38 protein-coding genes are annotated in these 26881 nt (G+C 41.8%); 29 read left to right on the forward strand and 9 right to left on the reverse strand.

All coding sequences use genetic code 11. From position 1 onward, the window contains the following. The first annotated feature begins 277 nt into the window (after positions 1-277). The 9 genes from F0228_RS22500 to F0228_RS22540 all read left to right on the forward strand — a co-directional run bounded on the left by F0228_RS22500 (position 278) and on the right by F0228_RS22540 (position 4922). Positions 278-463 (forward strand): hypothetical protein, encoded by a 186-nt coding sequence (locus F0228_RS22500; RefSeq protein ID WP_171762783.1) that lies wholly within the window; start codon positions 278-280, stop codon positions 461-463. Between the two features lie 80 nt (positions 464-543). Further along, a complete protein-coding gene (locus F0228_RS22505) occupies positions 544-972 on the forward strand; it encodes a hypothetical protein (RefSeq protein WP_171762784.1) in 429 nt (142 codons plus the stop codon). A gap of 2 nt (positions 973-974) precedes the next feature. Then, on the forward strand, positions 975-1223 hold the full coding sequence (locus tag F0228_RS22510) for a hypothetical protein (RefSeq protein WP_171762785.1): 249 nt from the start codon (positions 975-977) through the stop codon (positions 1221-1223). A gap of 289 nt (positions 1224-1512) precedes the next feature. Continuing rightward, entirely contained in the window at positions 1513-1938 is a 426-nt protein-coding gene (locus tag F0228_RS22515; protein WP_171762786.1) for a hypothetical protein, read from the forward strand. Between the two features lie 97 nt (positions 1939-2035). Further along, on the forward strand, positions 2036-2239 hold the full coding sequence (locus F0228_RS22520) for a hypothetical protein (RefSeq protein ID WP_171762787.1): 204 nt from the start codon (positions 2036-2038) through the stop codon (positions 2237-2239). Between the two features lie 316 nt (positions 2240-2555). Continuing rightward, the gene (locus F0228_RS22525) at positions 2556-3203 is read left to right on the forward strand and encodes a tyrosine-type recombinase/integrase (protein WP_171762788.1); all 648 of its coding nucleotides are present in this window, start codon (positions 2556-2558) and stop codon (positions 3201-3203) included. 96 nt (positions 3204-3299) lie between these two features. Next, positions 3300-4037, forward strand: coding sequence for a complement resistance protein TraT (locus F0228_RS22530; protein WP_171762789.1), 738 nt, complete (start codon positions 3300-3302; stop codon positions 4035-4037). A 9-nt stretch (positions 4038-4046) separates the two neighbouring features. Then, a complete protein-coding gene (locus F0228_RS22535) occupies positions 4047-4547 on the forward strand; it encodes a hypothetical protein (RefSeq protein ID WP_171762790.1) in 501 nt (166 codons plus the stop codon). 69 nt (positions 4548-4616) lie between these two features. After that, positions 4617-4922, forward strand: coding sequence for a hypothetical protein (locus F0228_RS22540; protein WP_171762791.1), 306 nt, complete (start codon positions 4617-4619; stop codon positions 4920-4922). 55 nt (positions 4923-4977) lie between these two features. Here the strand turns inward: F0228_RS22540 and F0228_RS22545 are convergent, their stop codons facing one another. The 5 genes from F0228_RS22545 to F0228_RS22560 all read right to left on the reverse strand — a co-directional run bounded on the left by F0228_RS22545 (position 4978) and on the right by F0228_RS22560 (position 7369). Further along, entirely contained in the window at positions 4978-5553 is a 576-nt protein-coding gene (locus F0228_RS22545; RefSeq protein WP_171762792.1) for a hypothetical protein, read from the reverse strand. Between the two features lie 3 nt (positions 5554-5556). Further along, the gene (locus F0228_RS22550; protein WP_171762793.1) at positions 5557-5922 is read right to left on the reverse strand and encodes a hypothetical protein; all 366 of its coding nucleotides are present in this window, start codon (positions 5920-5922) and stop codon (positions 5557-5559) included. Between the two features lie 68 nt (positions 5923-5990). Next, positions 5991-6155 (reverse strand): hypothetical protein, encoded by a 165-nt coding sequence (locus tag F0228_RS22555; RefSeq protein WP_171762794.1) that lies wholly within the window; start codon positions 6153-6155, stop codon positions 5991-5993. Positions 6156-6277: 122 nt separating this feature from the next. Further along, positions 6278-6451, reverse strand: a complete 174-nt coding sequence (locus tag F0228_RS25750; protein WP_216619381.1) for a hypothetical protein — start codon at positions 6449-6451, stop codon at positions 6278-6280. 36 nt (positions 6452-6487) lie between these two features. Continuing rightward, entirely contained in the window at positions 6488-7369 is an 882-nt protein-coding gene (locus tag F0228_RS22560) for a 3'-5' exonuclease (RefSeq protein WP_171762795.1), read from the reverse strand. A 118-nt stretch (positions 7370-7487) separates the two neighbouring features. Between F0228_RS22560 and F0228_RS22565 the strand changes: the two genes are divergently transcribed. The 5 genes from F0228_RS22565 to F0228_RS22585 all read left to right on the forward strand — a co-directional run bounded on the left by F0228_RS22565 (position 7488) and on the right by F0228_RS22585 (position 10038). Beyond that, positions 7488-7697, forward strand: coding sequence for a hypothetical protein (locus F0228_RS22565; protein ID WP_171762796.1), 210 nt, complete (start codon positions 7488-7490; stop codon positions 7695-7697). Beyond that, a complete protein-coding gene (locus F0228_RS22570) occupies positions 7694-8449 on the forward strand; it encodes a DUF2786 domain-containing protein (RefSeq protein ID WP_171762797.1) in 756 nt (251 codons plus the stop codon). Before F0228_RS22565 ends, F0228_RS22570 begins: the two co-directional genes overlap by 4 nt. Positions 8450-8683: 234 nt before the next feature. Beyond that, the gene (locus F0228_RS22575; protein WP_171762798.1) at positions 8684-8893 is read left to right on the forward strand and encodes a hypothetical protein; all 210 of its coding nucleotides are present in this window, start codon (positions 8684-8686) and stop codon (positions 8891-8893) included. Beyond that, positions 8880-9056: a hypothetical protein gene (locus F0228_RS22580; RefSeq protein ID WP_171762799.1), complete on the forward strand. Its 177-nt coding sequence runs from the start codon at positions 8880-8882 to the stop codon at positions 9054-9056. The genes F0228_RS22575 and F0228_RS22580 overlap by 14 nt, the downstream gene beginning before the upstream one ends. A 139-nt stretch (positions 9057-9195) precedes the next feature. After that, the gene (locus tag F0228_RS22585) at positions 9196-10038 is read left to right on the forward strand and encodes a hypothetical protein (RefSeq protein WP_171762800.1); all 843 of its coding nucleotides are present in this window, start codon (positions 9196-9198) and stop codon (positions 10036-10038) included. A gap of 32 nt (positions 10039-10070) precedes the next feature. Here the strand turns inward: F0228_RS22585 and F0228_RS22590 are convergent, their stop codons facing one another. The 4 genes from F0228_RS22590 to F0228_RS22605 all read right to left on the reverse strand — a co-directional run bounded on the left by F0228_RS22590 (position 10071) and on the right by F0228_RS22605 (position 13195). After that, positions 10071-10418 (reverse strand): hypothetical protein, encoded by a 348-nt coding sequence (locus tag F0228_RS22590; RefSeq protein ID WP_171762801.1) that lies wholly within the window; start codon positions 10416-10418, stop codon positions 10071-10073. A gap of 189 nt (positions 10419-10607) precedes the next feature. Beyond that, positions 10608-11813, reverse strand: a complete 1206-nt coding sequence (locus F0228_RS22595) for a replication initiation protein (protein WP_171762802.1) — start codon at positions 11811-11813, stop codon at positions 10608-10610. A 159-nt stretch (positions 11814-11972) separates the two neighbouring features. Next, positions 11973-12236: a hypothetical protein gene (locus F0228_RS22600; protein WP_171762803.1), complete on the reverse strand. Its 264-nt coding sequence runs from the start codon at positions 12234-12236 to the stop codon at positions 11973-11975. 458 nt (positions 12237-12694) lie between these two features. After that, entirely contained in the window at positions 12695-13195 is a 501-nt protein-coding gene (locus F0228_RS22605) for a lytic transglycosylase domain-containing protein (protein WP_171762804.1), read from the reverse strand. 54 nt (positions 13196-13249) lie between these two features. On the opposite strand from F0228_RS22605, the gene F0228_RS22610 reads away from it, so the two are divergent. The 15 genes from F0228_RS22610 to F0228_RS22675 are packed head-to-tail and all read left to right on the forward strand — an operon-like array spanning position 13250 to position 26881. Further along, positions 13250-13447 (forward strand): hypothetical protein, encoded by a 198-nt coding sequence (locus F0228_RS22610; protein ID WP_171762805.1) that lies wholly within the window; start codon positions 13250-13252, stop codon positions 13445-13447. Continuing rightward, positions 13431-14201, forward strand: coding sequence for a DsbC family protein (locus F0228_RS22615; protein WP_171762806.1), 771 nt, complete (start codon positions 13431-13433; stop codon positions 14199-14201). Before F0228_RS22610 ends, F0228_RS22615 begins: the two co-directional genes overlap by 17 nt. Beyond that, a complete protein-coding gene (locus F0228_RS22620; RefSeq protein WP_171762807.1) occupies positions 14201-14551 on the forward strand; it encodes a hypothetical protein in 351 nt (116 codons plus the stop codon). Before F0228_RS22615 ends, F0228_RS22620 begins: the two co-directional genes overlap by 1 nt. A 16-nt stretch (positions 14552-14567) precedes the next feature. Next, positions 14568-14843 (forward strand): hypothetical protein, encoded by a 276-nt coding sequence (locus F0228_RS22625; protein WP_171762808.1) that lies wholly within the window; start codon positions 14568-14570, stop codon positions 14841-14843. A 2-nt stretch (positions 14844-14845) separates the two neighbouring features. Continuing rightward, positions 14846-15556 (forward strand): TraE/TraK family type IV conjugative transfer system protein, encoded by a 711-nt coding sequence (locus F0228_RS22630; protein ID WP_171762809.1) that lies wholly within the window; start codon positions 14846-14848, stop codon positions 15554-15556. Further along, complete coding sequence (locus tag F0228_RS22635) at positions 15557-16429, forward strand: type-F conjugative transfer system secretin TraK (RefSeq protein ID WP_171762810.1); 873 nt, start codon at positions 15557-15559, stop codon at positions 16427-16429. It abuts the gene before it with no gap. Next, a complete protein-coding gene (locus F0228_RS22640) occupies positions 16430-17617 on the forward strand; it encodes a TraB/VirB10 family protein (RefSeq protein WP_171762811.1) in 1188 nt (395 codons plus the stop codon). A 1-nt stretch (position 17618) separates the two neighbouring features. Then, on the forward strand, positions 17619-18101 hold the full coding sequence (locus F0228_RS22645) for a TraV family lipoprotein (RefSeq protein WP_171762812.1): 483 nt from the start codon (positions 17619-17621) through the stop codon (positions 18099-18101). Continuing rightward, the gene (locus F0228_RS22650) at positions 18088-20769 is read left to right on the forward strand and encodes a TraC family protein (protein WP_171762813.1); all 2682 of its coding nucleotides are present in this window, start codon (positions 18088-18090) and stop codon (positions 20767-20769) included. Before F0228_RS22645 ends, F0228_RS22650 begins: the two co-directional genes overlap by 14 nt. Next, a complete protein-coding gene (locus F0228_RS22655) occupies positions 20747-22735 on the forward strand; it encodes a hypothetical protein (RefSeq protein ID WP_171762814.1) in 1989 nt (662 codons plus the stop codon). Before F0228_RS22650 ends, F0228_RS22655 begins: the two co-directional genes overlap by 23 nt. After that, positions 22735-24168: a conjugal transfer protein TraN gene (traN, locus tag F0228_RS22660; protein WP_171762815.1), complete on the forward strand. Its 1434-nt coding sequence runs from the start codon at positions 22735-22737 to the stop codon at positions 24166-24168. The genes F0228_RS22655 and traN overlap by 1 nt, the downstream gene beginning before the upstream one ends. Then, positions 24158-24721, forward strand: a complete 564-nt coding sequence (locus F0228_RS25755; RefSeq protein WP_216619382.1) for a hypothetical protein — start codon at positions 24158-24160, stop codon at positions 24719-24721. The genes traN and F0228_RS25755 overlap by 11 nt, the downstream gene beginning before the upstream one ends. After that, positions 24705-25658 (forward strand): TraU family protein, encoded by a 954-nt coding sequence (locus tag F0228_RS25760; RefSeq protein ID WP_216619383.1) that lies wholly within the window; start codon positions 24705-24707, stop codon positions 25656-25658. Before F0228_RS25755 ends, F0228_RS25760 begins: the two co-directional genes overlap by 17 nt. Next, a complete protein-coding gene (locus tag F0228_RS22670) occupies positions 25658-26407 on the forward strand; it encodes a type-F conjugative transfer system pilin assembly protein TrbC (protein ID WP_171762816.1) in 750 nt (249 codons plus the stop codon). The genes F0228_RS25760 and F0228_RS22670 overlap by 1 nt, the downstream gene beginning before the upstream one ends. Before the next feature lie 33 nt (positions 26408-26440). Next, positions 26441-26881, forward strand: coding sequence for a S26 family signal peptidase (locus F0228_RS22675; protein ID WP_171762817.1), 441 nt, complete (start codon positions 26441-26443; stop codon positions 26879-26881).

The raw sequence follows: 26881 nt of genomic DNA on the forward strand, positions 1-26881 counted from the left end.
CTCGATGCGCTCCGAAAGGGGCGTATACGTTGTGCTTTATCTCAGGGGAATATATGGACTTACCAGATTGGACGCCTCCACCATGCCCCAAATGCGGGGCTGATGAAATGTATCACAAGCTAGTGAGTCACGTTCCTTCATCAAAAGCATTTAGAACTCAAAATGGATGGTACTGTGCGAAGTGTAATGCAGGGGCTTTTCAGTTGGGTAACTTCTCAGAATCAGATGCAGCTCAGTTCGCTGTATCGCTAGTAAACAGATAACGAGGGAAAATCAAATGGCAGGTTTAACCATTTATAGCATTCGACCAGAACCTAAAGAGGCGGTATGTGTCGGCTGTGGATGCAGTGATACCAATGCCTGTTTTGAAAACAACCAGGCATGTTATTGGTTAAAAGTGGATAGAGAAAAGCAGCAAGGCGTTTGCTCAAACTGTCCTGAATTCTTAGCTCAATTTAAGTAGGGAATATAGCCCTCTTACCAAACCACAATATCTAGTATCGGTCGCAGATGTTACAACCACTAAATATAGGATTTATACATATGGCTAGGACATTTTTTAGAGTTACCCACGAATATGATATTGGTGATCGCTCTGTCTATTTCTCTTTTGATGAAAGTCAGATTGATGAAACCGCTAAGGAGTTGGCCGTTTATCTTCAATTTAAAGCTGAACACGCGATAAATGATGAGCTAGCACTTGATAACGTCACAGTTGTGCGCTTCTTGATCTTATTTGGCGCTAATCAGCTTGAATCCGAACCTAATGGTGATATCACCACGATTGATATGTATTGGGATAGAGAACGTAGTTGTGGCCCTTGGTATCTTGAAAATTACGAATCGCTAGATGAGAAATACGGCGATAAGGCTCATGAGTTCTTGCTGTCTGAAGTGGAAGAAAATCAGCTTATGGGCGAATGTGAGGTTCATGATAGCCCGATGATGCAAAAGCTAGAAGAGGGGCTTTGAGCATGGCATTTAGAGAAGAGGTTGAAGTGTTGCTAGTAACTAAATCTCATGTTGTGGAGCACATCAAGGGCGTAGAAATTGAGATTGTCAGTGACAAGCTTGTTTCTACAGTGTCCGAGCTTAAACACTTGCACACTCATAAACTTGAGCTTTCTTATGAAGCAGCAGAGGCACTTTACATCAAGCTTGGTCAACGACTTAAAACGGCTCAAGAAATGGTTGAAGACAATTCAGCTATCATCGCCGACTAACGAGGGAAATTCGTATGCTTGATGTTTTCGGATGGTTCGAAAGCTTAAGGGACATTAAACAAGTTGACACGATCATTGTGGACATCGTTCAGATGGTTTGGGCTAGGGTTAATAGCCTTAGCCTGAACCAACGTTTAATTCTGGCTGTGTCTATCGTGGTGGCTCTGTGTATTATGAAATGGCTACTTAAGATGCTGAGACGTGCTTTTTTCAGATTGAGACTTAGGGTTCGAAGAAAGTTTATACCTAAAAAAGTGGATCTTCACTTAGATAGGGAGCAAAGAGATCGGTGAGTGACTTGCGAGGGGTACTGCTGACGTTCGTTTTTATCGGTGTTGTCGGCGTTGTTGGTGTCCGTCTTATGGAGGTTAATAGCATTAATGACAAACCATTACTCGGCGGTGATCAGTACCATGTGGACTTTATTAAACACTACGACAAAAATACGCTGACAATTAAACAAATCGAAGAGTGTTTAAATATAAAATACCACCTTGACCATGCAAAAATGCAAGCGGTGGAGCTACAGAGCCAGATAGAGCACCTTAGCGCAGAAAATTCTATTCAGGCTTATAATGAGCAAGTAAAGCAGCATCGAGCACAGATTGAAAATCTCAATTCAATCACTCGTCATTACAATGCGCAATGCGCTAATAAACGCTACTACTTGGATGATTATAATTATAGCCAATGGCAAAAGACCGTAAAAATGTAAATTCGCATTTTGCTGCTATAACGATGCGAAGCATCTTGTAGAGCGAAATGTGAATCACGGGGTTTGGGGTGTAGCCCCAATGATCAGGAGAGTATGAATGATAAGTAAAAAACTTGGAGTCGCCGCACTATGTATCTTCTTATTGACCTATTTGGGTTTAGGCGTTTTAGGCTATGGTAACGATCACTTAACGCAGTGGACACAAAGCATTACAGTGTCACGGTTTTTGCTCGGTGGACTCTTGTGTGTGTCTGTGGTTCTATTGACTCTGGAATTGAGCGATAATGATATTGTCGTGTAAAGTTGCAGCGCTGCAACTTCCTTTTTGCTTAAAAGTTATTCAGTCACTTATCCCCCGCTTTTGTGCATAACCATTTTACCCGATCTTTCCTTTTCCAGCAGACCGTAAAACCCTTATATCTACCCTCATTACTTCGCCTTAACTACTATATCTAGTGGTTTTGGTGGATTTTGACCTGCCTTGCTATTGATTAATTGCTTTACAAAACACTCATATACAGGGAAAAGAAAGCCAGCACATCGACAAAAGATCATTAGCGATCCTTTTTTTACTGCGGTGTAATAGAAGCTTGTCAGTTGAAATGGAGTGCCAATGCGTGAGCCTAGACGATTCCCAACACATCGCTTTTCGTAATGAAGTGTATAACCTCTATCCCCATGATGAACACCCTAAATATCTGCTTGCCAGCGAGATCCGCGCCTTGGTTCGTCTGCCTACGATTAAAGAACACCATAGAATGCTCATGCTATTTTTGTTTAATACTGGCGCGAGAATAAGCGAAGCATTAGCCGTTACACCGCTTGATATAAAGCCGTGTAATGGTCGAATGGGTGTGAGACTTAAAACACTCAAACATCAGCGAGAAAAGCCTATAGGGACACCGAAAGAGGGCTATACGCGCACGATTCCTCTGTTTGACCGTGATTTTGAAACGGCGCTGTCTCGTTATGTCAATACGCACTGCTCAAACAAGAAAAAACCACTCTTTTCAGGCATTACCCGACAAGCGGCACGAAATTGGATTAAAGAGATAGAGCAAGCTGGCAAAGCGGCTGATCTGCACTTTCCATTGTCGATCTCGCCCAAAGTTTTACGACATAGCTTTGCTATTCACTTGATATTGCATCAAGTTTCAGTCAAAAAAGTACAGTCTCTTTTGGGGCATCGTTATGCCAGTTCGACCGACATTTATACCCGTTTGCTGTCATGCGACATAGATTTGGATTATGAAATTCAATTCTAATCATAAAATAGGTATTTCAATTTATTAAATGAGAGTCTAAAATATAATCGACATTTTAGTTAATGACTCAATCATTTATGTTAAGGAAAATTCAGAATGAAAAGAAATAAAACAACGCTCATTGGTTTGGCTTTAGCCTCTGTTATGGCTCTGTCTGGTTGTTCTGCGGTGACGACCGCCGTTAAGAAACGCAACCTTGAAGTGCAAACGCAAATGTCAGAAACCGTCTGGCTCGATCCGGTTGGGGCGGATAAGCGCACGGTGTTTGTGCAGGTGCGCAATACCACGGATAAGCCGATTGATATTATGGACGCGCTCAGCACCAAATTGTCGAATAAAGGCTATCGCGTTGTGCAAGATCCCGATGCAGCACACTATTGGGTGCAAACCAATATTCTCAAACTCGATAAGATGGATTTACGTGAAGCCCAAGGTTTTCTCTCTTCTGGTTACGGAGCAGGGATCTCTGGTGCGGCGCTTGGCGCATTGGCAACGGGAGCCTTTACCTCTCACAATAACACGTTGGCTGCTGGCGGTTTGATTGGCGCAACGGTGGGACTTGTGGCTGACGCAATGGTAGAAGACGTGAACTATGCCATGATCACCGATGTTCAAATTGTGGAAAAAACTGACCAGAAAGTGCAGACCACTGAACAAGCCAACATCAAAAGCGGCAGTTCGAGCAGCACACAAACCACGCTAACCACTCTGGATAACAAAAAGCGTTTTCAGACTCGTATCCTTTCAAACGCAAACCAAGTGAACCTTGAGTTTGAAGAAGCGAAACCTGCATTAGTTGATGGTCTCACGACCTCGATTTCTGGCGTGTTCTAAGGGGGCATTATGGCAAACGGTCTAAGTCGGTCTGGACTGTCATTGTTTGCGCTGTTTGCAGCGCTGCCTTTGTCGGGGTGTTTTTCTGAGGATGCGCTCGATGTGAAAGCGTTACCCGATCCTGTAGAGGCGCTTGATAGCGTCTCTCAGTGGGTTAAAGAGCAAACCCATTTGGAACCCTTGCCCGATGCATTAGCGGCGCTCAATACATTTAAGCGAGCCAATACCAGTAATCCTCATTTGTATTGGGTAGCAAAAGATGTGGTTGAAATGAAAGTGGCGCATTGTCAGCTTACCTACAATCGCCAGCTAGTCGAAGACGTGATACAAAATAGTGTCGTGTTTGCGGTGAGTGTGGCGGTTGCCAATGTAGATACTCGTGATAACGTCAGATATAAGGCGTTCATTGAAGCGTTAGAGCAAACTGTGGATTGCACTAACTATGATCAAAGCTGGCTCGATGCGGCGCAATTAGCCTTTACGTCAACCTTTAAATATGCCGAGCTTTAGAGGCAATCGGCAAAGTCTACACACTATAGCCAATCCTAACGGGCTGGCTTTGTTTTAAGTGAGGAAGTTATGATTTACCAATGCGAAAAAAATACCGTCAATGTCGCAGCGGAAACCAACACACAATTATGTGACCACTGCGCCCCTGAGCTTTTTGAGCGCTACGGGTACGATGTTGCCGATGTTGGGGAATGTTCGCAATGCCAAGGCAACGGTGAGTGTCTTGATGTTGCCTTGATAGAGTTCTACCGAAAAAATAAGATTGACGATGAGACGATTTATACGTCCTTGCCTAGAGTAAGAAAGACGGTCAACAACCCGATGATTACATGGGATGAAATTCAGAAAGCTTGCTCGAATATAAATGGAAGTTAAATTAGTAATCATGAATAAAAAGGCACATTGTGCCTTTTTTATTCAATTAAATGTATCATAGAGATACTCGTTTTAAGAACTCTGTCATTTGTAGTTCTATATCACTGGTATTGATATTTTTTGCAACTGCAATGGAATAGCTTTGGACTAATTCAAACCCTTCTTTATACAATGCTGCCAGATCCGAATTTGGGTTTTCAGCCATTTCAGTCTCTAACCTGTCCATCACCGATTTAAATTGACTGACACTCAATGCCCCTTGATAATCTACGTCCTTTAGTTTTTCAGTTTCTAACACATCTTTTGTATCAGCGATCCATTGATCGGCATTCCAACAAGACGCCGTTTTTTCAATCGCTTGATACACAGTATCAAGTGACTCTTTATCCCCTGATAGCATACTATTTAGAGCTATAGAAAAAGCATACATAGGGTGACTTTTACCGACATATTGAAGGTTCTCTGATGTAAGAGGAAATCCACACTTTTTATTTAAGCTTTCCGACACAGTTCTTAGGGAGCGCTCACAAGAAGGGCAGGTTGCTTGAATTGCATCAAGTGTGGTTTCGTATGTAGAGTCGGCATAGGCATTGCCTGTAGCCAACACTGATATTAATAATATTTTCTTCATCGTTTATCCTTTGTTTGGGCTATCATTCAGCAATGACACAATCATTACTCTTAAAGAAGATTGCACTCTAGTATCAAGAGCCGAAAATTCAAACCCTGCAACTTTTGCAAATTCTTTACTATCAGACTCTTGAATAAATCGCATTAAATCAGAACGTTTTTGATTGAATCTTGGCAAAGATTCCAGACTATTAAGCAATGACTTGGCTTGTTTGTGCCAATCCCAATCACTATCTTTCCCTATTGTAATAGTGTGAGCAGCGTTACCAGAGATAGCTTTAATTTGTTCTTCCGACAGGTCTTTAACGTCGGAAATGTCCAAATTAACCACCTGCTTAACATCTCTTGTACATGTATTTTTATCTTCCATAAGCCTTCTACCTTGTTTGTGTTTATTAGAGTCTATTATTATATTGTGACTAGTCACAAAATCAACTATTATTGAGCGAGCTTAAGCCTCTTATCAAGAAGTGCTTTGGCATAATTCTTCACTGACTTTTCATCGTCCTTATGAACTCTAATATTTATCTGTTTGATTCCCAACTCTTTATCCCGCTCACGTTGTTCTTTTTTTCTTTCGCTAGCAGACTTAGCTATATTCAAACCATCCCCCTTAAAACAAAAAAATGTGAACAGTCACATCTTTGCGTAAAAACCTCTTTTTTACAAGCGGTGAGACAGATAAGGAAGCATGATCATGAAGAGAGCAAAGTCTGATTGGCTCTCTAATACTTCACTTTCCCTAAAGCATGAGCAATGACCGCTAAAGATATGTACATGAGCAGCATGGAGGCTGCGCCCCAATCCGGTGAATACTGACCTACTTTCAATCCAACAAAGCCAGAAATCAATATCATGCAAACTACGGTTAACTTTGATCTGGTTTTAAATAACATCATCCCTCTCCTTAAGTTGCAGCGCTGCAACTTATTTCCCTATTCACTGATCGCTTGGTGTGCAATGTGATGCAAAATGTCTACAGTGGCAAGCGCATCAACACTCGCATTATGAGCACGTCCCTCAAAGGACAAACCACAATAATCTAAAGTATCGGCTAGTGAAATCGTGCCATGACGATTTGTTGAACCGAATACGGGAACCGCTACGCCATACATGACACAACGAGAAACACGATCAAACCATTGGCAATCTGCTTGTTCGGTACGTGGTGTAACACTATTCATAAGCACCCTTTTGTCAAACGGCAAGTTAAACGCTGTCCATTGCCTATCACCCAATATTGCATTGATTTCCTTAACCACGACCTCAAAGGGCGGCGCTCCATCAAGATCACTTTGACAAATACGGTTGACCTCAAATGCACCTTGCGAAATGTCTTTGTCGGTGAAAACGTTCGAATGATAGAGCACTTCGCGGCTTTTTGATGAGACCAACGAGATTTGAATGACCACTCCATCAAGATCCGTGGTTTCAGTGTCGATGACTACCACATCCTCTTCTATCATAGAAAGGGCAAGTTTTGCCGCTTGATTAGCAGGGCTATGAATGTGATTGTGTTTGATCAGGTTATCCGTTGCCGCTTTTTGCTTGTCGGTTCTAGGCTTGTTCGTTAACGCTCTCATGGGAATGCATTGCGCAAGAGTAAAGCATTGAACCGTTGTGCCAAAATCATTTTTATATTGATATTGGCTCTTTGCATCGTTGGCTGGCTTGACTCTAAACACTTCCTTAAGCGTTGTTTTAGTATGTTGCTTATCCTCTAGATTTGCTTTCTTTGCCTCGGCTCTGCGTTCTTCAAACGTCATGGATTTGAAGCCCGTGATCTTTCTGGAATAAAAATCTAGTGCTGATTCCATCGTCATTTCCTGTCTAATTGAGTCATGCCTAAATGTTGTGACATACAGTATATTACAGCTTGCAATAGTACGCAATGCGTACTATTATTTAATACATAATTCAAAGGGGAGTTGTGACGTGTACAACAATGCAGAAGTAAGATCGCTGACGATTCAGGACAGCAAAACTAATCAAGCACATCATGTTTGGTATTCCCTGTTAACACCAATGGAACGACTTGAAATTGCCAATAAGATCCATCCAAACCTAAAAGGGATTCGCAAACTTAACGCTTGTTTGAATTACGTTGAGGATCACATTGAGAGTTTGCTAGGAGCGAAAAAATGAACAACGAAAAGATATTAGAGCGCATAAAAAAGTGTCTCGCTCTCGCGGAATCAAGCAACCCAAATGAAGCGGCACAAGCCGTTAAAGTCGCTCAAAAACTCATGGAGAAGCATCAGATCAAACACTTTGACGTGATGATTAGTTGCCAGAAAAGCGACATTAAACTGGCTAACACCCTGCAAAAACATGTTGATCTCTTGGTTCGCTTTATCAGCTCTGCATTTGGTTGCGATGTAATCTTTCACTCGGTATACCGTGAAGTGGAAGTTTGGAGTGATATTTATCAATGCTATCAGTATCGACCTCGATACCATCAGTGCGTTAGTTTTATTGGCACGGAACACGCTGCAAAAATATCGGTGTACGTTTTTGAACATTTGCACCGCTTAATGAACGATGCCAGAAAAAACTTTATGCGGTCATTGCACGGCAACAGTAAGAAAAAAACCAAGACAGAAAAATCCGATGCGTTCGCGCTTGGTTGGGTCATGGCGGTTGGTAAACAACTGCCTGATATGGATGTATCTAAAGACGTAGCTACAGATAAGCAAGCCTACATCAATAAGCATTTTGGAGAACTCGACAATGTGGACGTTCGAAAGCTTGATGAAGACAAATTTCTACATCAAATGGTCGTGGGATACCAGGATGGGCAACACGTTAATGTTCATACTGGCGTGAACGGAAAACAAGGGGACACTACATCTAGTGCGGCTTTATGTTTGCCGGTACACAACATAGAGGATTACTAACGATGTATGCTACCCAAGCGATTGAAAAAATAAATGAACAACTAAAAACGCAACACAACATTAATCTCACAAACTGTATTTGCAATAATAAAGAGTTCAATAGCATTGTAATCCAGTACAAAAAAGGACTCATGACTCTTGAAGATGCTACGTTGGCAGTGAAAAACACAATTATCCAAAACCTATCAAATGAGTAGTTGCAGTGCTGCAACTCAACAATGAAGACCTCTTTCAATGGATCAAAAAAAATATCTTAACGATGCCAAAAACCAGCTAAATATGACGTGGGATGAATTAGCAGCAAAGACAAAAATTCACCCAAGAGCACTCAAGACGTATCGAATGCCAACAACGTCAAAGGACTATCGCACTATGCCTGTTTTAGCAAAAGATGCGGTCGATAACTTGTTAAAGGAGCAGGTGAGTAAAAATGAAAAACCGTGAAGAAGAACAAGCCATATCTAATGATCTAGCAACATCATTTTGGCTTAAAGAACAACTAGAGGTTACTCAGAAACGAGATCCGATTGATGCGCTCAATGATGCTGAAATATTGGTATCAGCGTTAAAAACAAGAGTAGAACGCATTCTTAACGAGTCCAGATGACACCTAGATTCATGATGTAACGAAAAAGTTAGGCAAACCTGCGCTTCTGCTTCCAAACGTCAGCGCAGGGCTGGCAACGATGAGGTTACGTTACCAGCACATGCAGCCTAATTGTTTTTAATAATGAGGTAAACAGAGAATGGTAAAAAAACAAATTCCCATGACAGAAGAAGAAATAGCGCTTGTTTCTTCTTATTTTTTTACGGCTAAAGGCTGGAACCTGTTTCCCGAAGTCGTGCTGCCTATTTTTGGTGGTCGCCCTGATCACCTTGGCGTAAAAAACGACTATCTAACCGCCGTGTTTGAATATAAAAAGTCCCTCACGTATCCGGTTATCGAGCAACTTACGCGGTGGCATCATGAAATGACACGCGCCATCAACAGTACACATACAAACGAGTCTAAAAAAGCCATACCTCATCTTTTGATCGCGGTTTGCCAGTATTCCAATAATGGATTCAAGTTCCCTGCTCTTAAATCTGAAATCCTAAATCAATACCGACTAGGTTATTACGAGATAAGTAAAGTAAGAGGAAGCAAAGAGTTTCGCTTTGCTACAAAGGACTTGAAAGATGGGGAAGTGTTTCATGAAAATGCTTACCCAACTCTCTGGATTGATGAACATGAATACCAACTTTACGAAATCATGCCACCGAAGATACAACATGGCTCACGCACAACTGCTCATCGTTTATTAGAGCATTTGAATGAGGATATGAAAATCGGACAGTCGGGAACCACTGGAAGAAAAGATGCTTTCATGACACCGTTTAAGCGAACCATTAATAAAGCTAAAACGGTTTTAGAGCGTGGGGGCGAGTGGCATATAGATACGCTGATCAAAGTGATTAATGCTGAGCTAGGAGGGCATCATTATTGTCATGATAATTCAGCCAAACAAGGCATTAGTAAGTTTTTAGTTGAATTAGGCGTTGGGGAAAAGGTCGATAATCGTCCCGTCTACAAACTGAAATCTGAGTAAACCAATCAAGAGTTGCAGCCCTGCAACTCTTTTTAATATCCATTCGCATTAACCACTAAAAATACGTCTTTGTCTTGTTGGTTCACCGTTTGTAGCATCGGTTGTTCACTATGTGGCGGCATTTCCACAATAACCGCACGAACGCGATCCTTTGCTAACTCGGCTTGAATAAGTTGCTGTATTGTCGAGCGATCATAAGTAGAACCCAAATCAATATACGCTACTTCATGAGCAATTTGAGGCTTGGCTATCCAATGCTGATACCCTAAGTAACCTAATACGATAGGCAAAAAGATAGCAACCTTGAGCCAACCTAACTGTACTTGGCGTACATACATTTTTGCAGCTTTGGCTATGATCTTTTCATCGTCTTCTTTCATCACTAACTCCAATATATAAGCTATGTATTGAGAATAGCAGAGAATACATAGGATCATTGAAGCTCGCTTTTGGCTGCTATAACGATGCGAAGCATCTTGTAGAGTCAAAAGGAGTACCCGAAATGAAATGGAGGGATGTATACGCTTGCTCTACAGTGGAATCATTAACCCAAGAGGTATGTTGACTCTCTATTCTTCTAAAGGTCTATTTCTGTCATTAAAAGGAAATGAATAGATTACGGTCTGGTTAATAGGGGATGCAGAAGATCCTGTATTCTCTGAAAGATCTTTAGCAGGGCTGATATCTGATACAGCATACTTAACAGGTTGTTTAACGCGAAAAATTTCCTCCAATGAAATGATTTGAGGTTGCTGGATTACACTGTCGATGATTGATTGGTACTTGCTGACCGTCTGGCGGCTGAGTTGACATAGCTTCGCTATAGCCGTGTAAGTGACTTTCTTTTGGGCTTTAAGGAGTTTCTGAGTGGCAATGAGTACCTTTTTAGCGCTATTGGCTTTACGTTCGCCGTGAGTTCGCTTAGCGGCTAAAGATTGGCGTTCTTCTTGGGATAGTGACTTATCTAAGTTCATTATGCCGCGATTGGCGCATTCATTACCGACATAGTTATCCCACGTCCACCGTGCCACGCTTTTAGTTGTTGCTCTGACTTCACTGTAACTAAGATTGCAATCAAAACCTCTTAGAGCGAAGTCGTTACGTTGCTCTGCATAATGTTCTAGTCTCGATTTAAACGCTTCATAGTGGCTATGCTCTCTGGCGTAATCAACAATGCTGTAAGCAAAGTGGCGCAACTCTTCAAATAAAGTGCAATTGCGTGAATGACTGGTATCCACTTCCTCTTTAGTCGCCCAATGAGGTACGTATTCAATCTCAACGTGTGCTGCTAACTCTGATAGTTCGTAGACGTAACCGTGAAATTCTGTCGTTGACCATTGGGGATGATGGGGCGTTTTGGCTACTGTGCCAGCATAAGACGGGTCTGCGTCCATCGACTTAGCCATTGCTTGATAGACACGCTTCATGAACTGGATAGGTTTGCTTCTTGCTTTGTCGCTTGTGCAAACTGGAACGATCGCATAGTACAGGTGCGCCGTGTTCTTTTGCTTGTCTCGGACAATGAAATTTGGGGCAGGTAAGTCCTTGTCGTCCCAAATGTTGGGGTTGGCATGGTCTAAATCAAAGATAAGCCATGACACCATATCAGGACGGTTGATCTGCATGTACGACCATCGGATCGCATAATCTCTAGGGCGAATATGCGAAGCCGTTTTGTTGTCGCTGCATCGAGCAAGGTGCGGCGCTGTATCTAACAGGCGGCGCATTGCTGCATGACCAATTTTTGCATTTGCTTCTTGTATTAGGGCATTCATTCCAATTTCTTACAGGAAATTTACTTGTAAAAGTCCAGCACCCTAACTACAATGTTTGAGCGTTGCTATAGAACGCATCTGTAGAGGGTGTTCTTCTGTATAGGTGTTTCTATAAAGGTGATTTAGGCAAAAGCCTTACGCCGTTGGGACGTTTGGTATTTAAACGATAAAGACCTCCTTTTTGGTTGTTGTATGTAGGCTGCTTAAAGCAGCAAAAGAGAGTTGAGGAACTGTCTGACAACATTTGGCGATGCGTCTTTTTCGGCAATTAAGCCACTTTGTCTCTATTGTTGGCGCAATAGAGCAGTCATTCATCAGGTGGTTACGTTGGCGCGTAACGGTCTGAAAAACAACAAAAGCCAAGCCACCTCGTAAAGAGGGAGCTTGGCTTTTTTGTTTCCACTGACTTTTGGCAGTATTCATTATCATTTTCATTCTTATGTATTTTTTTATCCTAGCCACCATCATACACAAGCACACGGATGCGCGACTAGATATACCTTGACTAGCAATAAAGCACTGAGATAGAAAAGATAGTCGAGCGAGTGTTAACTCATGTCGGGTGGTTAATCCAACTAAAATGATACTAGCGCAAATGAATATGTTGATCAATGAAATGATCAGTGAAATAGATCGCGGTCTATAAAAACAAAAAAGTTGCGCCCCGACTATAAAGGCGCAACTCTTTGCAAGATGCTCAACGCAAGGGAACCACCCACTTGCACATCTTAACCCACTCAAGAAAGGTTCTTTCATGGGACAAGCATTGTCTGGCGACAACACTGTACAACTTGTCCTCATATCATAGACAGAGTTCCAGATTAATGTCAACAAAACACCTCCCAACCGATTGATAAAAAAGCAAGTGTCTTAAAAACGAGCTATAAGCACTGGGTATTCGTTCGATTTACACCTAGTTGAGCCAAGCGCTTGTCGTAAAATCCGTCCTGAACATTTCTATAGATCATTTTTATGTCTTCTATGTATGCCTCTCTTGTTTCAGAAAGGCGACTTGAAAAACCCGTATTGTAGGCTCCAATGGATAGCCATTGTCTACCATGTGATTCAAAGTTCTGAGCCAATACCCAAGCCCCAATTTCAACACATAAATAGACATCCTCTTCAATTTGCTCCCTGCTGATATGAGGCAACTTTGGCAACCACTCTTTTAAGTTTATCTGCATCATACATACATCTATCGAACCGTCAGAGTTAACGTTTTTAGCTCTTGTTTTTAAACTACTTTCTTTGGCTGCAATGGAAATCAAAAGATCTTTGTCAATGCGATATTTACACGATGCATTCAAAAATGGATCTGCAAATAATGAACTAGAAAAAAATAACAATGACGCACTAAAAATAAAAGTATTAAAATTTGACATGAGCGAACCATATAGATAAAATTTAGTCTAATTGTACAACAATGGAATGCAACAATGAAAGTTTTAATGTATGCATTAATGAGTTACCCGTTAACGGTAATGGTGCAAGATAATGACGGGTTCATTTTAATCACTAAGCAACAAGAAACAAAACAGGTTGTTGAAAAGGTAGAGAAAAAAGAAACGTCTAATCAGTTCAATCCCAATTTAATCAAACTCAAGATTAAGGTTAACGATGAAAAAACTAACTAAGAAACTCATTGGCTCAATGGTCAGCGCTTTAGTTCTAGTGCCTACACTTGGTATGGCAAACGAGTACCAAGCTGTAGAAGATAAGCTAAAAAAGACGTTTACCAATTTCACTGCAACGTACATTCAAGAAGCTCCGGTCAAAGGGCTTTATGAAATACACACCACGGACAACATCATTTACTTTAGCCCTGAGTCTGAAACTATGATTTTTGGGCGCATCTTCAATAAAGACGGTATAGACCTTACGCAAAAGTCATTGGCACAGGCGACCAAAAAGCGCATGGAAGATGCAGGTTCTTCTTTGCAGTCTCTCTTTGATAAGGCGCTTGTTCTCGGTGAGGGTGGGGATATTAAGTTAACCATTTTTACTAATCCTGATTGCCCATATTGCCAGCAAGCCGATGAATGGCTAAAGCAGGTTGAAACCGCGAAGAACATAAAAATAGAAAAACATATGATTTTCTTATCTACGCCTCGATTTGCGGATTCAGACTCAAAAATACGTCATATCATCTGTTCGGATGATAAGGACGCAACCTATAGCAACATCCAACAAATACCAAAAGAAATTCGCCGTAATTGTGATGAAGCTGACGACATTTTGAAAGCACATAATGATTTGGTCAGTTTCTTCGGTGTTAACGGCACACCTAGCTTCTTGCTTGACAATGGAGAAATCATTGGCGGGCTTGATAGAAAGCGTTTATCAGACGTGATAGACGAATTAACCAAAAAAAATGGAGATCTCAAATAATGAGTAATCAACAACGTTCAGCACTGCTAAAAGACAAGGCAAAGGCGGTATTTAATAACACCAAAGGCGCGTACTTTTTTGCCGCTACTGCTCTGGTCTCAAACTCTGCAATGGCTTTCACTAAGCCAGCAGCAGGGGCGGCAGGTTACGACCTTTACACACTAATCATCGAGAATGGTTTACAAGGTGTGCCTGGTTTCGTAGGTGGCGCATGGCTTATTGCACAAGCTGGTCAAATGATGAAAGAAAGCGTTTGGAAAGCAGGTTTGCAAGCCGTTGGTGGTGCAGCAATCATCAAAGCCGATGCGGTATTGCCGACCTTGGGCGCAATGATCACCAGTCTTAGCTAAGTAAAAGGGATTTAGTATGCATCAGTGGGATCAGCGTTTAATGAAAACACTTCATATGCCAGCACAATACCTATGGTTTGATACTGTCGAATGGCTTGTTTTCTTGATCCCTCTGTTTTTTGGCTTACTCGGTCACTCAATTTTATTTCTGCTTATGCCTATCTTGCCGTATGCGATTTTTCCTTTCATGCGTAAACAACGCCGTGGCTTTGTTATGCATTTAAAGCTTTCGTTCGGTCTAGGGACGCTGTACGGCTATCCACCAAATATTTATGCAAAGTTTGAGGAATAGAAATGTTCTGGTCTAGAAAGAAAAAAGCCAACAAATCAGAGGAAAAGGGAGAGGGCAACACTTCTCCCTCTAAAGGTTTCGATGTTGATAGCTACAAAATGAAAGGGTTAGATGCCGTCAATATCGAAAGTGAAATGTATGTCGGGGACAACGCTTTTGCGCAAGCGAAATTTTACAAAGGCTTGTTAATTGCAATATTCATTGTTCAATTATTTTCCTATCAGACAGCTTCAACACTTAAAGACACAGAGCGCACTAACTTAGTGCCTTTGGTCGGTCAAAGTATGACGATTGGCAATGACTACGTTGATGATGCGTATCTTATCAACATGATTAGTTTTATTAACGCTAATTACGTCAGTGCTACACCAGCTAACGCCAGAATCCAACACGCGCTTCTGCTGCCTCACGTTCATCCATCACAATACGCTGAAATGCAAAAACGAATGGATATTCGTTCAAACACGCTTAAGCAATTAGCGAGTACCGCGCTTTATGCTTCTGTCGATTGGGGACGTTCTTTTGCAAACAAAGAACAACGAGAACATGACTACGAGGGCGTGACAACAAAGCTTTGGAAAACGGAATTTCACACAAACCGTTTGCTATTTGTGACAGGTAAACAGCCAGAAATAGAAAGCATCAAAGTGGAGTTGTATTACACCGTAGAGAACGGTCGTTTCTGGATTGTGGATATTATCGAGGTTTTCTAAATGAAATTAACAACTGTCAAGCTAGGTTTCGTGTTGTTTTCAGTGGCTTTTGCTGCTCAAGCATCAACGAATGACGCCCCGAATACACCAATATCGTTTTCACCAGTTAACGTGAACAAAGCGTTGTCTGTTCCTGCGCCGAGTCCTAGAGGTCAAGTTGCCTCTAACACAACGAGCAATACGGTTATCGTTAGACCTAATCGCATGGAATATGTGCCTATTTCGGTAAAGGATGTGAACTACTTACAGTGTAAGAATGGCGTTATCAATGACCGTACATTCTCCGAAGAAAAGCCGTTGATTTTTAATCGCGGTAGTTCTGGTAATGACGCATTCATTAAAACGAAAGCCCGAAAAGAACAAAACACCCAAAAGGTACTGTACTACACAGAAGATTTAGATCTGTATGTCGTGTGCGATGGTGAAGTGTACTCGATGATGCTCCAGCCGAAAATGATTGAGCCTCAAAGAATTATTCTAGACGGCGGTAAAGGTAAACAAATCGCTTCAAATGTCCAAAAAATTAACGGTATGCCACACGAAGAAACCGTTATTGACATTCTCGACAAAGTACACAGTGAGCGAGGCAACTTGCCTCATGTCTTTCAAGTGACTAAAGCCAACTTAAACGAACCGTGGAATAGAGTGACGGAAAAAACCAGTGCGCGTCTGAGAGAAAAGATAAAACTCGAAGGTTCAGGCATGACGGTTTATGTGTACCAAATGTATTCACGTTTAGGTGACACGTTGCACGAAATGGATGTGGTGAATGCTCAACTACAAGCTGGAACGTTCGCAGTTCGTTTATACAATCATGCGCCTAAGCCTGACACTACGTTTTTAGGTTATGTCGTCACTTGGGAGGCGTTATAAATGGCTATGAATGTAAAAAAAGCATGGGCGCGAGTCGTAGACCGTTGGCAGTCAATGACCATCAACGACATTATGGCGCTTGTCAAAAAGTTAATGGTTCTTGCGATCATTTGTTCACTCGTCTTTCTGTATTTTTTGAACAAAGGCGAAAAGCCGAAAGTGTACACACCGCCTGAACAGCGCGACATTAAGTTAACTGATGAAGCATTAAATCGTGATTTGGATGCTCGCATTGAAGATCGTGTCAAAGTGGCATTGGATGAGTATTTCAACAAGCTTGATGAAAGACTAAGCGAGGATGCTACCAGTGAAGACAGCAATCAAGGCGTGACCGTTCCAGAAGATGACGAAATGCAAGACGCTGACGAGCTGGATTTTGAAGACACGTCAGAGGTAGAGAATGGTGGTGACTACCCTCCTGCAAGTGGCGACACTCAACAAGGCGACCAAACACCGCCGCCGCCAGTGTGGGTTGAGGTGGGATCAATTTCAAGACAGACCTTTGAACCAATCAATGAGCAAGTTGAAGAAGACGTTAGCGTTGAAAAGTTCAAAATTCCTGTGGGTTTCATGCCAGCAAAACTTTTGGTTGGGGTTCGTGCTCAAACGTCACAAGATGGGGCGCAAAATCCAAAACCCGTTCATTTCCGTGTACAAGCACCTGCAACGCTACCCAATAAAGTGAGAATGAACCTTTCGGGTTGTTTCGTTATTGCAAATACATGGGGCAATCTCGCAACAGAACGAATCGAAGCAGAACTGAAATCCATTCACTGTGTATCACGAGATAAGAACACATTAATTGAGGGTGATGTGTTCGGTTATTTAGCGGATACGGACGGACAACGAGATATGCATGGGCGCGTGGTAACGAAAGCCGGTGCATTACTTTCTCGACAAGTGGCGGCTGATATTCTTGGGGGGATTGGTGATGTTGCAGCAAATAGCGCTGGAACGACTCAAACCTCAGCACTAGGAACGGTAAAAACACTCGATGGTGATGAAATGTTCCAAGCTGGTCTAGCATCAGGCGTTTCTAGCGGTTTCAAGCGCACCTCTGAATTTATTTCAAATCTTATTGTTCAGTCGGGTCCAATCATCGAGTCTGGCGCCGCAAAAGATGTGGTGTTGATGATTCAAAAATCGAGCGAAATTGAAGTTAAAACATTAAATACAGGTGGGCTATAAGATGAAAAAGATTCTTTTACTAACAGGGATTATCTCACTCGCTGGTTGTTCAGTTCTTCCTTATGAGTCCGAATTTCAATGCCCTAATGCTGCTGGTACAGGTAAATGCGTCAGTGTTGAGCAAGCATACGAAGAAGCAGAAACGGGAATTGATGCCACAAAAAAGACGGAGGCGACTGCTCCTGCTGCCACTGACGATAAAACGTATAACACGTTGTACGAATACGAAAATGAACAGTACAAAGCGCTTGCTGGTTTATTGCGTGAGCCTGAAACGCCAGTTGTTATGCCAGCAAAGGTTGTGCGTACTTTGATCATGTCTTATCCCGACAACCCAATGGAACAAACTCGCATTTACATGCCTCGTTTTGTGTACTCGATTGAGAAAAAACCTCAGTTCGTGTTTGGTCAATACAAGCTGCAAGATGATGTGGGCGTCGATATTTTCAAAGCATTAGGAGGTCAGCCTAATGGGACTAATTAAAGACACTTTAGGCGGCTTGCTTGGTCGCCCTGATTCCGTCAGTGTGGATGAAATCGTGAACATGGCTAAACGTAATCCATACTCACGTTATTTACCTTGGTTGACATACCATCCAAAGAAAAAGGCGCATTTGTTAACCGATAATACCATCGCTTATTTCTATGAACTGACGCCTCTTAACTATGCTGGTATGGAGCAAATTAAGAACATTGCTTCCGCTCTAAAACAGCCCTTTCCTGACGGAACAGTAATTCAATTTATCATGGCTCCTGATTCAGATATTGAATTTATTATGAATTACTACAAAGAGCGCAAATCGCGTAAGAATGAAGTTGGTGAGATCATGACAGATGAAACCGCTAAATTTATTCAAGACGGGATTCAAGGACTAGCGAAAAACGCCAACATTCCAGTTCGTGTTTTTCGTTGTTTTGCCTGTGTAAAGAGCAATAAAAATGTTGAAGAAATCATTCCAACATTTGAACAGATGCTTAAGAGTGCCAACATCAACCCTATGAGAATGGATGATAAAGATCTCATAGAATGGGTGCGTTCTGTTATTAACAATAAACCTCAGCGTGACACTCAAAGTGTTAGCACTAAAACGCAAGAAGAGGTCTACACACGCGACAAGCCAGTGCGTGAATATTGTGTTGATAGAGAAACCGTTTTGGATTTTCGTAGCCGCCCTGCGAAACTCGCTGGACGCTATGCCGCTTGCCTCACGCCTACGGTGATTCCTGACTCAATGAACCCTCAACAAACTAACGCTATGTTTGGTGGGATTATGGGGCTTCAAGATGATCAGATTCAAATGAATTTCCCGTTTCTGTATTCACTCAATATTGTCTATGACACGGACAGGTCAGCCCTTGATAACAAAGCTGCCGTTACAATGTCACAAAACTTTGCTGGAAAATTTGTTACCAAGATTCGAGACCGTTTAGAGGAATTTAGTACCTACCAGCGTGAGATTGAAAAACGCCGTTATGTGAAAGTTATTCCTACCTTATGGGTGTTTGGTGATACGAAAGAAAAATTGAGTGACGCGATAGGTCGAACCAAAACCGTTTGGGCTAAAGAAGACGCTGGCGCATGGCAAGTAGAACGAGAAGGCGCTCTTGAGCAAACCTTGTTTATTACGTCTTTACTTGGTGGTTTGTATAACGTGTACGGCAATGTAAACACTATCGACCGTCACTTATATATGACACTGGATGCTGCTGCAAACCTTGTACCCATTCAAGGCGATTTTTCAGGAAACGGTTTGCCAAACACAATTCTTTTGGGTCGTAAAGGTCAGTTAGTCGGCGTTGATGTATTTGCAAAAGGATCAACCAATCACAATTACTTAGTGTGTGCGGAATCAGGCGGTGGTAAATCGTTCTGGTTAGGGACTTTGCTTATGGATGCGTTTATGTCCGGTGAAAAGCTCCGCATTGTCGATTTAGGGCGTTCATACGAAAAAATGTGTCGTATTGCAGGGGGCAAGTTTATCGACTTTAACCGCCGTAGTGGAAAGCAAGTCATCAACCCTCTTGATTTTTACGCCAAAGATGAGCAGGACTTTGAAGCTAACGTTGTTGCGGCTGCAACGGTGTTTGCTGCAATGATTTACTCGAAAACACAAGAGCAAATCCCTGAGCATGAATGGGTAATTGTGACCGATGCGGTCAAATGGGCGGTTACAAATGAACGTGCTATGGATGGTACGGACGCAATCTACGACTATTTGCGCAATTACAAAGCATATTGTGAAAACGAAGAAACCTACATTCCAGATTTCGTTGATATTGCAATGCGTATGGCGCATAACATGAAAGCATTTACCAGTAACGGATCATATGGTTCGTTTTTCGTTGGTAAAAGCACTATCAATATCGCTGACGATGATTTCGTTGTAATCGAGCTTGATGACATCAAAGGCGATCCTGAGTTATTCAACGTTGTTGTGCTTCAAATGATGAATGAAGTTACACAAGACCTTTACCTGAGTAATCGCCAACAACGCCGTTTCATTTTGTTCGAAGAAGCCCCAACAATTCTAAAAGAAAATGGCGTGGATAACCTTTCTTATCTTGGACAAATGACCGCAGAGGGATACCGCCGCGCTCGTAAGTATGGTGGTTCTTTTGGTGTGGTGATGCAGTCAATCAATGATACTCAGCTTATGGGTCAGTTAGGACAAGTTGTATTGTCTAACGCTGCATACAAGTTCATGTTGACATCAAACTCTGGTCAATACGCGAAAGCCTGTAAAGATGGTGTGTTGGATTATGACGAGTTCAGCGAAAGCATTCTGACCTCTCTAAAAAACAACAAGCCTTACTACTCGGAGTTGTTTATCGAAGCTCCGCAAAATCGCGGTGTGGGTCGATTAGTCGTTGATCCTTTCCGTTACCACATTAACTCAACCGAAGCAGAAGATGTCGCATTGTTCATGGCATTAACGGACAAGCAATGCGGTGGTTTAAGCGCTAAAGATGCACTTATGTTGGTATGGAGACGTGGGCTTGAATCTAACTTCTTCCAGAACATGACAAAGAATGGCGTGGCTGAGCGTGTAGCGTTGCGTGAAACGTTACTTAAGGCTGGCGTAACACCAGACGAATATCCATTTATCTTTGAAGACGTGAGGGATACAAATGAAACAATGGTTAGCGCTTAGTATATGTCTTGTTAGCTTTGTCGCGTTTGGGAAACAGACTATCCCACAAGACTCTCAAGACAGAGCTAAATCAATGGCACAATCGGTAAATCAGCAAATGGGTAGCGGCGAGAATATTCGCCGCTTTGCTGCTAATCCGCTTACGACAGACGATCAAATGTCTACCTTTGACGGTAAAAAAAACTTTGATTTCAAGCTGCAATGTAAAGGTAGCAATAAGTTTCTAAATATGATGGTTCAGCCTAAAAGCAATGGCAACCTAACACTTCGAACTATTCAACAAGACACCTCGATGAACGGTGAGTTTGATACCGTTTTAACACCTAACTACGAAATGACAGGTATTTGCTCAAACGGCTTTCTTAAATGCGACAATCCAGCAACAGGAGAGGGTTGTACAAGTTACAAATGGACAGCGAGTAGCAATGCCATGCTTGGTACAATTAAAGTACCTCTATCCGATATGGGCGGTTGTTATTGCATTTCTGGCTCATGCGGCTCAAATCTAGCATGGAACAACTTAGATCTTGTCTTAAAAGATTTGGCAGTTGGGGCGTCCAGTGCCCTTTCTCAAATAAACCCGTTTTACACAATTACCGATGTAAAAGTGCAAGATGTCACTGTATCGGTATCCGGCTCGAATGGTGGTAGTTGCAGCGCTGCAACTGCTGATGGTGTTGGGGGGACGCAAGAGTTAAAAGATATAGCGAACGCCAACTATCAAAGCAACCCTCAAAAGCTCACCACTGACGGATACGCCGCAGCAAACAGTAATACTTGGTACAACAACATACAAAACAGTATGAAAAATCAAGATTACACGACTAGTCAATGTTCGATTAAACGTCACCTAAATTATGATCGCGTCACCATTGAAGACATTATCGCTCTAGATAGTGGCTCATCTTCGTCTGGCGGCGTGTACATCTATGACGATGAAACGGCACGAATCGTATTAGGTAGAGAGGGTGATAACTATTGGGCTGGTCATTGTAAATACTACACAGAACGCACCTCCTTTTACATAAAACGCCCTGAGTTAATCCGCTCTGCTGTTCTTAAGAAAGCCTATTTCGATGACTGGATTCAAGTGTCACTTAATGGGAGCCATATTTGGAATGGACCGTATGGTAACTGGACGAGTATCGGTTCGCCAGTACCAGGAGCGTGTGAGCTAAGCACAAACTGGCGACAAAACATCAATAAGAACTTTACCAACCTATTCACAAAAGAGGGACGTTATAGCTTTGACGTTCGTGTTGAAGTGAGTGGTAATGGTGAGGGGTACGTTGTTGGTGAAGTAAAGGTAAATCCTAAATGCGAGATGCTAGACGATGTGATCACTAATGGTTGTCGCGCCCAACAGGAAGATAAAGATTGCACACTACTTGAAGAGGTTGTTGATGGTGTCACGACTTTCCGAAATGGTCACTCTACAGGCTTATCCCCTCTTCCGTCTAATGGCGGTGTTTACTGTGGTCAACCACAAATTAGAGATTGGTTTGAAAGAAAAAGAACATACCAATGCAAGAGTAATTCAAACGTAAATTGGAACGAGGGAATAAAACGAGTAGAAAACGTAAAGAACACAATAAATGATGATGGTGATTTTGTAGATAGAAGAACAGAAAAGAATGGAAATGTCATTTATGAAAATGGTAAAGTAGACTTCTTTGATATGGGTTCTAATAGTTGTATAAAAAGCTGCAAAACACGAAAGAAAAGACCTGCGCCTGAAATTGCTCTTGAGTCTCCAACGAGTGACAAGCAAGTGACAGATGATGCTTATGATTTCTTTTATCATCAATGCACTACGGATGATGTTTGCCCTACTGGGACAGATGAGGAAATAGTCAAGGATTGTGGATGCTTGAATGATTTCTCGGAAGCTGCGGCTGCAATGCAAGTATTGAGACTTGTTGGTAAGGATATGATATGCAGCGATGGAACAAGGGGTAAGCTCTAATGTTTAAAAAAATAACCTCAACAATATTAATTCTTTGTTATCTATTAACTTCGCTATCAGTGAATGCAAACCCTTATTATGAGGCTGTCCATTGCTTTGATGAGCGACTGGATAATCCTCAAGAGGGTGATATTGCTCGTTGTTTAACAGGGAGCAATGGTCAATATATGTGCCCTATTAACTCTGTGGCATGTTCTACCGATGTGGACAAAACAACCGCACCTCCTGAATGTTCTAAAGGCACACTAAATAGCTCAGGGGTTTGCGTGCATAAGTCCCAACAATGTAGATCTGATGCGGATAATGGGTGGGTATACATTATAAGTAATATAAGTGGTAGAAGCGATCCTATTGTCTTTTGGGATAATGTCTATAGAGGGCTACCTGTGCCAAGTCAGTTTTGGCGAGGCGCATTTGTAAAAAGATCCACTGGTGATTATGGTATAATATCTGAAGCATACCAAGTATGCAGCAACGTAAATACTACATCCCTGCCGACAAAATGCCCTTCTGGGATGACATATAATGCATCTACTAAAAATTGCGAAAAAACGATTACTAAAAACGTTTGTCCTTTAGGAGAACAGTACCAATGTACACCTAATGGCAGTGTATCATATTGCTCCCCTAACACCTGCTTTAACCCTGATGCTGATAAAGAAATAACAGAAGATCAAATAGACGGTTCGATGCTGAATAATAACGGGGCTACAGATGATTCTGGTATGTGTTTAGATCAGGTTTATATTTTCAGCGGTAGAGCGCAAAAGTGCCGTCCTAATGGTGTACAGACTGCTTTTAAAGATTGTTGTGCCACTGACGGTAAAGTGCTGAAAGACTCCAGTGGTTCCAGTGCTCAAACAGAAGCATACACCCAAAGTATTAACGCTGTTTATCAGGCTAGTGCGGCGGCTTATCAAGCATACGCGGCAGGTGCTACCGCAGCAGAAGCCAGTAGCGCATTTAGTAGCGCTTTTGTTGGCGCGTTCGATCCTACCTCTTTAGCGATTGCGGTCGCAATTGCAATTGTTATGGACTATTTAGCAAAGGCATGTGACCAAATAGAAACAGAAACTGCCATAGCGAATAGCTCAGGTCGCTGTGTGGACTTGGGCGAGTTCTGCAAAGAAAAATGGTTAGGAAAATGCGTTCAAAAACAAAGAAGTTTCTGCTGCTTTAATTCTCAACTTGCAAAAATCATTAATGAGCAAGGTCGCTTACAGTTAAAGGCGTTTCAAAATTTGCCTAATCGTGGTTTTGGGGATCGCGGTAATCCACAATGCAGAGGGTTTACGCCCGAAGAGTTCCAAGCGTTAGACTTTTCTAATATAGACCTTACTGAATATTACGAAGAGTTGATACATAAGAGCCAAGCTGAAATTGAAAGCACGATGGAACAAATGACAGCGGAGCACTTTAATAATGTTCAATAAATTACTTCTACTAACGGCGCTGCTTTGTTGCAGCGCTGCAACTTTTTCAGCTACCTACCCTGTTGTCGAGCCTGATCCGATTGAACAAATTAAAGAGCGATTGGAATCAGTGGACGTGCAAGATTACATGAAAACACCAAGAAAAGATTGGAGTGTTTTTAAAGGTGAACCCTACCCTGTTGCGACTAAAACTCGCATAAGAAGATACATTCCTTGGTACACAACTGAGTTTGATATTCTTGGTGAGAATGGAAAGGTAATGTACCCAAAAGGATATACGTTCAATCCTTTAACATACGCAAAATATCCAAGAAGAATTGTGATATTTAAGCTTAGTCAGTTAGATAAAATCAAACCAATTTTAAGACCATCGGATGAACTGATTGCAGATTCAGGTGATGTAATTGAAGCGGCTGAAAAGCTTGGTCGTCACATATCATTGGTAGAGCCAAGAATGCAAGAAAGGCTTGGTGTTCGAGTTGTCCCAAGCATTATTGAACAAAAGGGTGAGCACTTCGAAATAAAGGAGATAGACATTGAAGACCTTGATTAGATTGTTGATAACATCTGCATTGATTGTAAGCGCTCAAGCCAATGCAATGTTGAACCCTATCACTGATATTTCATGGCGTTGCATGTTCCCTCTTACTATAGCAGGAATCACTTTAGTTGCTGGTGAAGGTGGAGATCGTGGTGATATAGGTAATCCAATATGCACATGCAAAACAGGGTCTGGTATCCCTTTTTTTGGTTTGAAAACTCAGTTTTGGGAACCCTCACGAATGATTGATACCGTTTCAGAGCCTTACAAGATGATGATTCTAGGTACTTCTCTTGGTGGAAGCAGTAAAGCAAAATTAGGCGGTTCATTAAATACTGGTAATGGTACTGGTCGTGCATTTCAGCAAATGCACTATTACATTTTTCCAGTATGGAAAATGCTGGATATGTTCTATGACATTCCTTGTTTGGAAAGTAAGGGATTTGACATACCCATTATGACCGAACTTGTTCCTACGTGGAATAACGATACTCTCGCAATGATCATGAATCCCGAAGCTATATTGTTTGGTAATCCAGTAAGCGCGATTGCGTGTGCGGCTGACGCTAGTTCAGCTTTAGTCGGCAAGCCCGTTGATTACTTATTTTGGTGCATGGGTTCATGGGGTAATGCTTACCCGTTGGCTGGCTCTATAACATCTACAGATTATTTGGAAGCCAATGCAGGTCTAGCGGCTAGAGGGATTTACTTTGCGGCAAGAACATCATTGCTTTGGGAAGATACAACGGACGGTTGTTACTCTCAAATCGCGCCTATCTGGACAAAATCACGTTACCGCTTGCAATTAGCACAACCTATCCATTCGCCTGAGTGTTTACCTATTGGGCGTGATGCTTTGATCTGGGGGGCTGGTAGGCATAACCTCAATGAAGATAACTTCTTGTGGACAATGTTTACTAAGCGAGATTGCTGCGCGAGGTACTACTAATGAAAGTGAAAGTTATCTGTTTGTCTCTGATTATTGCTAGTTCGTTATCTTACGCAAATGAGAACCAAAATGAATTACTGAACAGGCTCGACAAACTCTCAGAAGTTGAAAATTACCAACCAGATATGAACCTTATTCAAGGCGTTAAAGAGCCTACTTTGTCTAATGAAGATAGAAAAATTGTTGATAAGGTTAAGTCTCAATATGAAGATCCGAAATTCAAGAAACAAATAGACCAATGGCAAAAAACACTATCAAAACAAATGGGGGCTAAGTCATGGAAGTCAATAGATGAACTGGAGGTGAATCAAACCATTCCTTTTTCTGATAAGCCTATCTTATTCATTAGTAGCTCAATGCCAATGCACGTACTTAATAGATATGCTCATGATCTAGAAAAAATTAATGGCGTCATGGTGCTTCGTGGCGGTATTGGGGGGCTAAAAAAAGTCATGCCGACTCTTCAATTTATCGCTGACGTACTAAAGAAGAACCCTTTGTGCAAAAGTGAACCGTGTGAGAAGTATGCTGTTGAGGTGATCATTGATCCAATTTTGTTTACTGAGTATCAAATAGATCGTGTTCCTGCCTTTACTGTTCATGGTAAGGAAAATTTTACCGCCTATTGCAACCAGACAGAGCCATTAAATAAAGGTGAAAAAGTATCATTTGGTGATTACACAATTAAATACCACTTACAAAACATACAGAAAAATAACGAGTACAAAAGCGCAATAGAAATGCTATAATGACCAAAACATAAGCAATAATGACGGTCATATATGAAAAGAAATATTACCTTTATACTGATGTTGGCTATCAGTGCATTTTCAATTGACGCTTTATATTCAAAGCTCACCATCAATCTAACAGAAAGTCTTCCCTATCGTTTGTTTTGGATAGGGAACGCCCCCTTTGAAAAAGGGGGGTATGTCATGTTCGAATCTCCTACGCCAAAACTCATTCAACCATTTGTAAAGTCGGTAGGCTGCGTCAGTGGTGACACCTTAGAAAATAGACAAGGAAGCTTTTACTGCAATGAAAAATGGCTTGGTAATGCATTGGACAGCATGGGAGATCCAGAACTAGAGGCATTCGAATTTAGCGGAAAAATACCAGAGGGGTATTTTTTTGCATTAGGCACACATCCATCTAGCTACGATTCTCGATATTTCGGTTTGATTGAAAGTGCTAAAGCTCAACCTGTAAATCCAATTTTTTGA

This window comes from Vibrio sp. 99K-1, from assembly GCF_013114585.1.
Taxonomy (GTDB): Bacteria; Pseudomonadota; Gammaproteobacteria; order Enterobacterales; family Vibrionaceae; genus Vibrio; species Vibrio chagasii_B.

Coding starts and splice junctions, on each gene's coding strand:
- F0228_RS22500 (WP_171762783.1), top strand. CDS start 278: ATGGCAGGTTTAACCATTTATAGCATTCGACCAGAACCTAAAGAGGCG.
- F0228_RS22505 (WP_171762784.1), top strand. CDS start 544: ATGGCTAGGACATTTTTTAGAGTTACCCACGAATATGATATTGGTGAT.
- F0228_RS22510 (WP_171762785.1), top strand. CDS start 975: ATGGCATTTAGAGAAGAGGTTGAAGTGTTGCTAGTAACTAAATCTCAT.
- F0228_RS22520 (WP_171762787.1), top strand. CDS start 2,036: ATGATAAGTAAAAAACTTGGAGTCGCCGCACTATGTATCTTCTTATTG.
- F0228_RS22530 (WP_171762789.1), top strand. CDS start 3,300: ATGAAAAGAAATAAAACAACGCTCATTGGTTTGGCTTTAGCCTCTGTT.
- F0228_RS22535 (WP_171762790.1), top strand. CDS start 4,047: ATGGCAAACGGTCTAAGTCGGTCTGGACTGTCATTGTTTGCGCTGTTT.
- F0228_RS22540 (WP_171762791.1), top strand. CDS start 4,617: ATGATTTACCAATGCGAAAAAAATACCGTCAATGTCGCAGCGGAAACC.
- F0228_RS22545 (WP_171762792.1), bottom strand. CDS start 5,553: ATGAAGAAAATATTATTAATATCAGTGTTGGCTACAGGCAATGCCTAT.
- F0228_RS22550 (WP_171762793.1), bottom strand. CDS start 5,922: ATGGAAGATAAAAATACATGTACAAGAGATGTTAAGCAGGTGGTTAAT.
- F0228_RS25750 (WP_216619381.1), bottom strand. CDS start 6,451: ATGATGTTATTTAAAACCAGATCAAAGTTAACCGTAGTTTGCATGATA.
- F0228_RS22560 (WP_171762795.1), bottom strand. CDS start 7,369: ATGGAATCAGCACTAGATTTTTATTCCAGAAAGATCACGGGCTTCAAA.
- F0228_RS22570 (WP_171762797.1), top strand. CDS start 7,694: ATGAACAACGAAAAGATATTAGAGCGCATAAAAAAGTGTCTCGCTCTC.
- F0228_RS22575 (WP_171762798.1), top strand. CDS start 8,684: ATGGATCAAAAAAAATATCTTAACGATGCCAAAAACCAGCTAAATATG.
- F0228_RS22580 (WP_171762799.1), top strand. CDS start 8,880: ATGAAAAACCGTGAAGAAGAACAAGCCATATCTAATGATCTAGCAACA.
- F0228_RS22585 (WP_171762800.1), top strand. CDS start 9,196: ATGGTAAAAAAACAAATTCCCATGACAGAAGAAGAAATAGCGCTTGTT.
- F0228_RS22590 (WP_171762801.1), bottom strand. CDS start 10,418: ATGAAAGAAGACGATGAAAAGATCATAGCCAAAGCTGCAAAAATGTAT.
- F0228_RS22595 (WP_171762802.1), bottom strand. CDS start 11,813: ATGAATGCCCTAATACAAGAAGCAAATGCAAAAATTGGTCATGCAGCA.
- F0228_RS22600 (WP_171762803.1), bottom strand. CDS start 12,236: ATGAATACTGCCAAAAGTCAGTGGAAACAAAAAAGCCAAGCTCCCTCT.
- F0228_RS22605 (WP_171762804.1), bottom strand. CDS start 13,195: ATGTCAAATTTTAATACTTTTATTTTTAGTGCGTCATTGTTATTTTTT.
- F0228_RS22610 (WP_171762805.1), top strand. CDS start 13,250: ATGAAAGTTTTAATGTATGCATTAATGAGTTACCCGTTAACGGTAATG.
- F0228_RS22615 (WP_171762806.1), top strand. CDS start 13,431: ATGAAAAAACTAACTAAGAAACTCATTGGCTCAATGGTCAGCGCTTTA.
- F0228_RS22620 (WP_171762807.1), top strand. CDS start 14,201: ATGAGTAATCAACAACGTTCAGCACTGCTAAAAGACAAGGCAAAGGCG.
- F0228_RS22625 (WP_171762808.1), top strand. CDS start 14,568: ATGCATCAGTGGGATCAGCGTTTAATGAAAACACTTCATATGCCAGCA.
- F0228_RS22630 (WP_171762809.1), top strand. CDS start 14,846: ATGTTCTGGTCTAGAAAGAAAAAAGCCAACAAATCAGAGGAAAAGGGA.
- F0228_RS22635 (WP_171762810.1), top strand. CDS start 15,557: ATGAAATTAACAACTGTCAAGCTAGGTTTCGTGTTGTTTTCAGTGGCT.
- F0228_RS22640 (WP_171762811.1), top strand. CDS start 16,430: ATGGCTATGAATGTAAAAAAAGCATGGGCGCGAGTCGTAGACCGTTGG.
- F0228_RS22645 (WP_171762812.1), top strand. CDS start 17,619: ATGAAAAAGATTCTTTTACTAACAGGGATTATCTCACTCGCTGGTTGT.
- F0228_RS22650 (WP_171762813.1), top strand. CDS start 18,088: ATGGGACTAATTAAAGACACTTTAGGCGGCTTGCTTGGTCGCCCTGAT.
- F0228_RS22655 (WP_171762814.1), top strand. CDS start 20,747: ATGAAACAATGGTTAGCGCTTAGTATATGTCTTGTTAGCTTTGTCGCG.
- traN (WP_171762815.1), top strand. CDS start 22,735: ATGTTTAAAAAAATAACCTCAACAATATTAATTCTTTGTTATCTATTA.
- F0228_RS25755 (WP_216619382.1), top strand. CDS start 24,158: ATGTTCAATAAATTACTTCTACTAACGGCGCTGCTTTGTTGCAGCGCT.
- F0228_RS22670 (WP_171762816.1), top strand. CDS start 25,658: ATGAAAGTGAAAGTTATCTGTTTGTCTCTGATTATTGCTAGTTCGTTA.
- F0228_RS22675 (WP_171762817.1), top strand. CDS start 26,441: ATGAAAAGAAATATTACCTTTATACTGATGTTGGCTATCAGTGCATTT.